This is a genomic window from Lacticaseibacillus jixiensis (assembly GCF_042847315.1).
GTDB classification, from domain to species: Bacteria; Bacillota; Bacilli; order Lactobacillales; family Lactobacillaceae; genus Lacticaseibacillus; species Lacticaseibacillus jixiensis.
On the sequence record NZ_BAAFPR010000074.1, the window covers coordinates 1 to 2,260 of the forward strand.

Sequence of the window (2,260 nt, forward strand, 5' to 3'; positions counted from 1 at the left end):
GTAAGCACCTAATAACAGACCGCCTATCCCTCTCAATTGCCAAGCGGTATCATGACCTCATCATAAGAATGGTGAGGTATTTATATGGACGAAGATCAACCCGAGATTGTTCGTATCAAGTTGGACGGTACGCAGCGGCCGCAACCGGGGCCAGCAACTAAGGCCTTTCAGATTAAGATTGACGATAACAAAACCATGATTGTTTACAACCGCGTTAACAGCTACATCCTGGATGCTGTTTTGAAGGCGGTGTTTAGCGATGCTCATTGACCTGCGCAAGCTTAGTGGAATTTACCTGATCTGCGGCAAAACAGACCTGCGCCGTGGAATCGATGGCCTTGCGGGCGTCGTCAGTGACCAGTATGAATTGAATCCATACAGTCGTGCACTATTTCTGTTCTGCGGCACTCGCAAGGACCGCTTCAAAGCACTTTACTGGGACGGTGACGGGTTTCTCTTATTATACAAGCGTATCGAAAACGGCCGACTTCAGTGGCCGACAACACAAAAAGAGGTGAGAAGGCTCCACCCGAAGCAGCTCCAACGACTACTATCAGGTTGGGGATTGGAATCAACCATCAAGCACAATCGGCCAAGCAAAAAAACATCTCGTTAGTACTGTTCAAACGGTTTCATTAGTGGTAAGCTCCCTTCAACGACAACGAAACGAAGGTAGCGCAATGACACAAACGACTGAAGACCTGTTAGCGCAGGCACTCAAGGAAATCCAGCTCCTAAAGGAGCAAGTGGCATTCCTTAATCGGAAACTCTATGGCGTTCGTTCAGAGAAGATGACTGATCCTAATCAGTTGTCGCTGTTGGAGGATCCTAGTGTTTTTACCGAACCAGAGCAGACTGGTCGTCAAAGCGAAGAAGAAGTCGTAGCGTCACCGCGTAAGCCAAAACGTAAGCGGTCAGAAGGCATTGCCGCCGACTTACCCGTTGAAGAAACGCTCATCACACGTGAAGCGTCAGTTTGTGAGCACGGCCACCAGCTCGTAGCGGTCGGGAAACATTTCGTGCGCACTGAAATTGAACACGTGCCAGGGCGCCTGTACCAAAATCAAATTTTCGAGCAAACCTACAAGTGCGTGGCTTGCGAAGAAGCGGACGGCGACTCCCATCTTTATCAAGCGGAAGCGCCAAGGGCGCTATTTCCGCATAGTATGGCGACCCCATCGCTGGTTGCGGAGGTGTTACATCAGAAGTACACCATGGCCTCACCACTTTTCCGCCAGTTACACGAGTGGGCCCGCGCGGGCGTTCTGATCAGTGAAACGACACTGGCTAACTGGGTGATTGGCGCCGCAAGGCTCGTTCAGCCGGTCTACGATTTGCTTGGCCGAGTGCTCAGCGTGCAACCTTTCTTGCAGGGTGACGAAACGCCGTTCCAGGTGCTTCGAGAGCCGGGCAAGACCGCGCAAAGCAAGTCATATATCTGGGTGAAGCGTAGTATCAAAATGGCTCCGCAGCAAGTTGTATTCTACGCATATGGTGACACGCGCTCCGGCAAATTTGCCAAGAGCCTGTATACTAATTTCAGCGGCGTACTTCAGTGCGACGGCTATGCAGGCTATAACGCGCTCACTGAGATTGACCGTGCAGGATGCTGGGCTCACGTTCGGCGCAAATTCTTCGACGACGCCAAAAAGAGTGGTACGCTTCACGAGACAGTTCCGTTAAAACTGCTCAATCAGATGTTTGCGCTAGAAAAAAGCTGGACAAGTTTAGACGCAAAAGCGCGGCGACAACAGCGAGACGCGCACCTTCGACCGGTGATCGATGAGTTCTGGAGTTGGTGTGACGCAGCAGACATCCCGCTGAAGTCGACGCTTGGAAAAGCAGTGACATACGCGCAGAATCAGAGACGTTCTTTGAACCGGGTGTTAGAGTACGGCGAGCTGGAGTTGAGCAATAACGCGGCGGAGCGTGCAATGAAGACATTCGTGATTGGACGTAAAAACTGGCTCTTTGCGACCAGTCCCGCCGGCGCCGATGCCAACGCCATCTGGATGACCCTAATCGAAACGGCAAAGGCCAACGGCCTCGATCCGCGCGCGTATATTCGGCTTTTACTTGAACAACTGAGTCAGCTACCTGAGTTTCCAACTGAGGAACAACTGGAGGCCTGTTTGCCTTGGAACCAAACATTTACCGGTACCGCCCAATCGACCGTCGCTTAAAGCAAAGAGGTCCGCTTCCCTGAATCTGGGAACGGGCCTCTATTGATTTTCAAGACGGTCTGTTATTGGGTGCTTAC

3 protein-coding genes are annotated in these 2,260 nt (G+C 51.7%); all 3 read left to right on the forward strand.

Annotated elements, in window-relative coordinates:
* The first annotated feature begins 84 nt into the window (after positions 1-84).
* The gene (locus ACGG90_RS15460) at positions 85-270 is read left to right on the forward strand and encodes a hypothetical protein (protein WP_056964394.1); all 186 of its coding nucleotides are present in this window, start codon (positions 85-87) and stop codon (positions 268-270) included.
* On the forward strand, positions 260-616 hold the full coding sequence (gene tnpB, locus ACGG90_RS15465; RefSeq protein WP_125708930.1) for an IS66 family insertion sequence element accessory protein TnpB: 357 nt from the start codon (positions 260-262) through the stop codon (positions 614-616). The genes ACGG90_RS15460 and tnpB overlap by 11 nt, the downstream gene beginning before the upstream one ends.
* A 64-nt stretch (positions 617-680) precedes the next feature.
* Positions 681-2,183, forward strand: a complete 1,503-nt coding sequence (gene tnpC, locus ACGG90_RS15470) for an IS66 family transposase (RefSeq protein WP_125708928.1) — start codon at positions 681-683, stop codon at positions 2,181-2,183.
* The last annotated feature ends 77 nt before the right edge of the window (positions 2,184-2,260 follow it).